The sequence below is a fragment of the Streptomyces sp. NPDC058964 genome, assembly GCF_042741275.1.
Classification (GTDB): Bacteria; Actinomycetota; Actinomycetes; order Streptomycetales; family Streptomycetaceae; genus Streptomyces.
Genome location: NZ_JBHYKH010000519.1, coordinates 1 through 6,348 on the forward strand (window position 1 = coordinate 1; position 6,348 = coordinate 6,348).

The 6,348-nt window shown below is 71.6% G+C and carries 5 protein-coding genes and 1 pseudogene; 5 read left to right on the forward strand and 1 reads right to left on the reverse strand.

All coding sequences use genetic code 11. The features are described 5' to 3' along the window. Nucleotides 1-561: 561 nt before the first annotated feature. From ACFW2E_RS38945 to ACFW2E_RS38955, 3 genes are all read left to right on the forward strand, one after another. On the forward strand, nucleotides 562-1,533 hold the full coding sequence (locus ACFW2E_RS38945; protein ID WP_384474425.1) for an aldo/keto reductase: 972 nt from the start codon (nucleotides 562-564) through the stop codon (nucleotides 1,531-1,533). Nucleotides 1,534-1,632: 99 nt separating this feature from the next. Continuing rightward, nucleotides 1,633-2,184, forward strand: a complete 552-nt coding sequence (locus ACFW2E_RS38950) for a TetR/AcrR family transcriptional regulator (protein WP_384474414.1) — start codon at nucleotides 1,633-1,635, stop codon at nucleotides 2,182-2,184. Beyond that, complete coding sequence (locus tag ACFW2E_RS38955) at nucleotides 2,181-3,704, forward strand: MFS transporter (RefSeq protein ID WP_384474417.1); 1,524 nt, start codon at nucleotides 2,181-2,183, stop codon at nucleotides 3,702-3,704. Before ACFW2E_RS38950 ends, ACFW2E_RS38955 begins: the two co-directional genes overlap by 4 nt. Nucleotides 3,705-3,787: 83 nt before the next feature. Here ACFW2E_RS38955 and ACFW2E_RS38960 read toward each other — a convergent pair whose 3' ends face one another. Next, nucleotides 3,788-4,459, reverse strand: coding sequence for a lysophospholipid acyltransferase family protein (locus ACFW2E_RS38960; RefSeq protein WP_384474419.1), 672 nt, complete (start codon nucleotides 4,457-4,459; stop codon nucleotides 3,788-3,790). A gap of 367 nt (nucleotides 4,460-4,826) precedes the next feature. Between ACFW2E_RS38960 and ACFW2E_RS38965 the strand changes: the two genes are divergently transcribed. Both ACFW2E_RS38965 and ACFW2E_RS38970 read left to right on the forward strand, forming a co-directional pair. Continuing rightward, on the forward strand, nucleotides 4,827-5,999 hold the full coding sequence (locus tag ACFW2E_RS38965) for a glycerophosphodiester phosphodiesterase (protein WP_384474422.1): 1,173 nt from the start codon (nucleotides 4,827-4,829) through the stop codon (nucleotides 5,997-5,999). A gap of 74 nt (nucleotides 6,000-6,073) precedes the next feature. Next, a pseudogene (locus ACFW2E_RS38970) lies at nucleotides 6,074-6,348 on the forward strand (sigma-70 family RNA polymerase sigma factor); the annotation flags it as partial.

Consider the following 6,348-nt stretch of genomic DNA (forward strand, 5'->3'; position numbering starts at 1 on the left):
CGCGCGGGCGCGCTCGGGTTAGGGGGGGGGTGGAGCCCCGGGGGCCCGGGGCCGGCGCCCTGCGCCGGCGCGGGCCCGTCCCGGGCGCCCCAAGGACCCGGGGACGGTGTCCCCACCGCGTCACCGGTGCACTCGCTCGCCCTGCTGCAGTGCGCCCTGTCGCTGGGGGCCTTGGCGCGCCGTATCCCCGGCACGCGCCGTGAGGGCCACCTCCACGACATCGTCGACAAGAAGTCGGTGACCGGTCCGGTCGTCACGACCCGGTCGGAGTACGGCACCGCGCCGCCTGCCTGGTTCTTCAGGACGGCGGCCACCGCCGCGCGCAGGGCCGGCCTCGGCCCCGAGCACCTGCCCCGCCAAGGCGCCGTCGGCAGCTACGGCCTGGTCGAGTGCAATCGGGTGATCGTGAAGCGGGGCCCGTCCCTCCAGGGCGCCCACTCCGACCCCGGGCCCCCGGGCCGGTCGGCCTCGTCCGGGAAGCCGCGCCTCCCGTGTCCTGCCCGGGCTGATCACGAGTTAGGTTGGTCCGGAGCCGTAGGAGCCGACCGAACGGAGCCCCGGATGCCCTTCGCCCGTCTCGCCTCAGCGACGTCCGCCACCTGCCACATCGGCCTGGGCCTCGCCGCCGTCGGCCGCCCCGGCTATATCAACCTCGGCAGGGAGCGGGACCTCCCGCCGGCCCGCAGTGTCGACGCCCTGCGCGAGCGTACCCACGACCTCCTCGACGCCGCCTACGCCCAGGGCGTCCGCTACTTCGACGCCGCCCGCTCCTACGGCCGCTCCGAGGAGTTCCTCGCCGACTGGCTGAACGCCCGCCCCGACGTCGACGACGTCGTCGTCGGCAGCAAATGGGGCTACACGTACACCGCAGGCTGGTCCACCGAGGCGGAGCAGCACGAGGTCAAGGACCACAGTCTGACCACGTACGAACGGCAGCGCGCCGAGACCGACGAACTGCTCGGCGACCGGCTCGACCTCTACCAGATCCACTCGGTGACCCCGGACAGCCCGGCGCTCACCGACAAGGAACTCCACGCCAGGCTCGCCGAGGCGGCCGCCGGCGGGCTCACCGTCGGGTTCTCCACCAGCGGGCCCGCCCAGGCCGACGCCATCCGCGCCGCCCTCGCCGTGACCGTCGACGGCGATCCCCTCTTCCGTACCGTCCAGTCGACGTACAACGCCCTGGAGACCTCTGCCGAGCCCGCCCTCGCCGAGGCCCACGACGCCGGACTCACGGTGATCGTCAAGGAGGGCATGGCCAACGGACGGCTCGCGGAGCCGAACGCGCCCGACGCCCTGAAGGCCGTGGCCCGCGAGACGTCCCTCGGCTGCGACGCCGTCGCTCTCGCCCTCGTCCTGCGCCGGCCGTGGGCCGGAGTCGTCCTCTCCGGCGCGGCGACCACCCATCAGCTCGCCTCCAACCTGCACGCCGCGGTCGTCGATCTCGACGAGGACCAGCTGGAGCGGCTGGCGACGCTGGTCGAGGAGCCGGGCGCGTACTGGGAGCGGCGCGGGCAGCTGCCCTGGCACTGACGCACCGGCGGACCGCTGGACACACGTTCCGACCAGCAACGATGAGTCGCACGTGCCCATTGTGAGACAGGGATGTCTCACATGGGCTACAGTTGTCTCATGGCTCTCGATCGTGACCATGTGCTGCGCAGCGCCGCGGCCCTGCTGACCCGTAAATCCACCGCCACCATGGACGAGGTCGCCAGGGCGGCCGGGATCAGCCGGGCCACGCTGCACCGCCACTTCGCGGGGCGCGACGCGCTCGTCCGGGCGCTGGAATCGCTCGGCATCGCGGAGTGCGAGGCGGCGCTGCGAGCGGCCCGGCTCGACGAGGGACCCGCGAGCGAGGCCGTACGCCGGCTGGTGCGGGAGATCGAGCCCGTCGCCGGACTGCTCGCCTTCCTCTACACCGAGAACCAGTTGTTCGAGGGCGAGGAGCGGAACCAGGGCTGGGCCCGCATCGACGAACCCGTCGCGGCACTGTTCCGGCGCGGCCAAGCGGCAGGCGAGTTCCGTATCGACCTCACCCCGGCCTGGCTCACCGAGGCGCTGTACGGCCTGCTGGCCGCGGGCGCCTGGGTGATCTCGGAAGGCCGCGTGGCCCCCAAGGACTTCACCCACATGATCGCCGAGCTGTTGCTCGGCGGCGCGCTACGAAGAGAGGAATCATGACCAGCACCTTGCAGCCGGCCGTCGCGAGGGAAGCGGAGAAGAGCCGGGGCCGTTGGCTCGCGCTCTCCGTCCTCGTGCTCGCCGTGCTGCTGGTGGCCGTCGACGCGACCGTCCTCGGCCTCGCGACCCCCTACATCAGCGAAGACCTCGACCCCGACGGCACCCAACTGCTCTGGATCGGTGACGTCTACTCCTTCGTCATCGCCGGACTGCTGGTCTCCATGGGCAGCCTCGGCGACCGCATCGGCCGCAAGAGGATCCTGCTCGGCGGCGCCACGGCGTTCGGCGTGGTCTCCGTCCTCAACGCCTACGCGCACACCCCCGAGCTGATGATCCTGGCGCGGGCCCTGCTCGGTGTCGCCGGCGCGACCTTGATGCCCGCCACCCTGGCCCTGATCCGCAACCTCTTCCACGACCCGCGCGAGCGCAGTCTCGCCGTCGGCATCTGGGGCGCCACCGCCTCCGCCGGTACGGCCGTCGGCCCCATCGTCGGCGGGTTCCTGCTCGAGCACTTCTGGTGGGGCTCGGTCTTCCTCATCAACCTGCCGGTGATGGTGGTCCTCGTCCTCGTCGGTATCAGGACGCTGCCCGAGTCCCGCAACCCGAACCCCGGTCCGTGGGACCTGACCGGCGTCGCGCTGTCACTGGTCGGCGTGATCGGCGTCGTCTACGCGGTCAAGGAGGCCGCTACGCACGGCTTCACCTGGGCCACCCTCGGCACGGCGGTGCTGGGCGCGGCGGCCCTGTACGGGTTCGTGCACCGCCAGCTCACCCTCCCGAGCCCGCTGCTCGACATGCGGCTGTTCCGCCAGCGCGGCTTCAGCGGCGCGGTCCTCGCCGATCTGCTGACCGTGCTCGGTATGGCGGGTCTGGTGTTCTTCCTCTCCCAGTACCTGCAACTCGTGCAGGGCAGGCGTCCGTTCGAGGCCGGTCTGGCCGAGCTGCCGGCGGCGGTCGGCGCGGTGGCGGCCGGGCTGGTGGCGGGCCGCGCGGCCCGGCGGTTCTCGGTACGGACCGTGGTCTCCGGAGGCCTCGCCGCCGTGGGCCTCGCGCTCGCCGTTCTCACGACGCTGACCCGCTCGACCGGCTACCCGCTCCTCGGCGCCGCGCTGCTGGTGCTCGGCGTGGGCGCGGGCTTCTCCTTCACGGTCACCGCCGACGTCATCCTCTCCAGCGTCCCGAAGGACCAGGCGGGTGCCGCCTCCGCGGTCTCCGAGACGGCCTACGAGCTCGGCGCCGCACTGGGCATCGCCCTGCTCGGCTCGATCGTAACGGGCGTCTACCGCGACTTCACGGGACCGGCGGGCACCCCGGAAGGGGCCCACGAATCGCTGGGCGGTGCGGTCGAGGCGGCGGCACACCTGCCCGCACACACCTCGGGGGCGCTGCTGGACGCGGCCAGGGATGCCTTCGTCCACGGCCTGCAACTGGCATCGGCCGCGGGAGCCGCCGTCCTGCTGGCGACAGCGGTGGCGGCCTGGTTCCTGCTGAAGGGACAGAAACTGGAGAGCACCGGCTGAGGTGAACGCCCCACAGGGGCGCGGGGAACTGCGCGGCAGGCCACTACGCAGCCGCACCGGAAAACCGGCCGACCGCCGAGGTGCTACGCCACCTTCGCCTTGGTCGCGTACATGTCCACGTACTCCTGCCCGGACAGCCGCATGACCTCCGTCATCACGGAGTCGGTCACGGCCCGCAGCACATAGCGGTCCCGGTCCATCCCCTCGTACCGCGAGAACTCCATTGCCTCGCCGAAGCGAACGGTCACCCGGCCCGGACGCGGCATGCCCCGGCCACCCGGCTGGAGCTTGTCCGTGCCGATCATCGCGAAGGGAACCACCGGCGCGCCCGTCATCAGCGTGAGGCGGGCGATGCCGGTGCGGCCCCGGTACAGGCGTCCGTCGGGCGACCGCGTCCCCTCGGGGTAGATGCCGAAGATCTTCCCCTCTTCGAGGATCCGCCGCCCGGTCATCAGCGCGGCCACGCCACCGCTGGCCCCGTCCCGGTCCACCGGGATCATGCCGACGCCGGTGAAGAACCACGCCATGAGCCGGCCCTTGAAGCCCTTGCCGGTCACGTACTCGTCCTTGCCGATGAAGAACACCTGCCGGTCGCAGACCAGCGGCAGGATCATCGAGTCGATGAACGTGAGGTGGTTTCCGGCCAGGATGACCGGGCCGTCGCCGGGAATGTGCTCCACGCCTTCCACCCGTGGGCGGAACATCAGGCGCATGATCGGTCCGAGCACTGCCTTGATGAGCGCGAAGCGGGACAACGGGTCCTCCGATGTCGAGGGGTCGATATGAGTCTGTGCAGGTGAGGACATTACTCGCGGCTCCGGGGGAAGCGCACATCGGGTGCGTCCGGTTCACCGATGTCTTACTTACTGTTGACGCAGGTTTACCTGCGGTGGCCTGCCGGAACCGGCGCGTAACGCTGGTGCGACGATGTGACGGACATCGCGCGGGTGGCCCAGCGGCCGGGTACCCCGCACGGCGCGCGCCGATGCCGACGCGCCGTCAGAAAGTGCTGTCCGTATGACATCCGGTGTCACCCGTGCGTTAGGGCCGAGGTCTCCCGCTCGTCATGTCCACGCCCCTACCATCGGCCCGCAATCACGGGCGGACGGCAGGAGGGCCCTCATGGAAACCCACGAGTCGAACGAGCAGCCGCAGGGCACCGCACGGCGGGCGCTCCTGGGCGCCGCGGTGCTCGGCGCGGGCGGAGCGGTCCTGGGGCTGCCCGGTGCGGCCAGAGCCGCGGAGGCCGGGACGGCCCGGCACGGCGGCGGCCTGAAGAGCCTGCCCAAGCCGACGATCATCGGCCACCGGGGCACCAGCGGCTACCGGCCCGAGCACACCTTCGGGTCGTACAACCTGGCCCTCGACCTCGGCGCCGACGTCGTCGAGGCCGGCGACCTGGTCCCCACCAGGGACGGCCATCTGGTCTGCCGCCACGAGCCCGAGATCGGCGGCACCACGGACGTCGCCTCCCACCCCGAGTTCGCCGACCGCAGGACCACCAAGGTCCTCGACGGCGTGCCGACCACCGGCTGGTTCACCGAGGACTTCACGCTCGCCGAGCTGAAGACGCTGCGCGCGGTCGAGCGCATCCCGGCCAACCGCCCGCACAACACCCTCTACGACGGCCGCTGGGAGATCCCCACCTTCGAAGAGGTCCTCCGGTGGCAGGACGAGGAGACCCGCAAGCGCGGCAAGCAGGTCTGGATATACCCGGAGACCAAGCACCCCACCTACTTCCGCAAGCTGGGCCTGGGGCTGGAGGAGCGGGTCGCCAAGCTGCTGCACACGTACGGCAAGGACCGGAGGAACTCGCCCGTCATCCTGCAGTCCTTCGAGCCGACCAGCATCCAGCGCCTGAACAAGCTGGTCGACAACCCGCTCGTGGTCCTGCTCTCCACGGCGAGCAGCAGGCCCTGGGACTTCGTCGAGACGGGCGATCCGCGCACGGTTGCCGACCTCATCACGCCCAAGGGCCTGCGGGAGATCGCCGGCTACGCGCAGGGCATCGGTCCGACACTGGACCTGATCATCCCCAAGGACGCCGCCGGCAGGCTCACCACGCCGACGACCCTGGTCCCGGACGCGCACAAGGTGGGCCTGGTCCTGCACCCCTACACCATGCGCAACGAGAACCCCTTTCTCCCGGCGGAGTTCCGCAAGGGCACCGACGCCGACGGCTACGGAGACGCCTTCGGCGCCTTCCGGACGTACTTCGCGACCGGCATCGACGGTGTCTTCACCGACAACGCGGACACCGGTCTGCTCGCCCGCGAGGACTTCGTCAACGGCTGAGCACCCGCGACCCGTTCGAGTGGACCCGCGCCGCCCCGGCAACCTGCCGCCGGGGCGGGCGCGTGGTTGCGCGTATGACGCACGATCTGGTTGCCACGCTGAGCCCCCTGCTCACGGCGGAGGCATCCGCCGAGGCCCATGCCTCCGGAGCCGAGCCCGGTGACCTGGAGCAGGCCGTCTGGCTGCGCCTGCTGGAGCGACTGGACTCCGAGGGGCCTCCGGTCGATCCGCAGCGGTGGCTGCGCAAGGCGGTCCGCGCCGAGGCGCGCCGCCGCCGTCGTTCGGCCCGGGCCGAGCGGCCGGACGAGATTGATCCCGGCGACCATACCCGCGGGGGGCCCGAGCAGTC

What these genes read in the sequence shown, in the direction of transcription:
- ACFW2E_RS38945 (WP_384474425.1), top strand. Translation starts at nt 562, where the DNA reads ATGCCCTTCGCCCGTCTCGCCTCAGCGACGTCCGCCACCTGCCACATC.
- ACFW2E_RS38950 (WP_384474414.1), top strand. Translation starts at nt 1,633, where the DNA reads ATGGCTCTCGATCGTGACCATGTGCTGCGCAGCGCCGCGGCCCTGCTG.
- ACFW2E_RS38955 (WP_384474417.1), top strand. Translation starts at nt 2,181, where the DNA reads ATGACCAGCACCTTGCAGCCGGCCGTCGCGAGGGAAGCGGAGAAGAGC.
- ACFW2E_RS38965 (WP_384474422.1), top strand. Translation starts at nt 4,827, where the DNA reads ATGGAAACCCACGAGTCGAACGAGCAGCCGCAGGGCACCGCACGGCGG.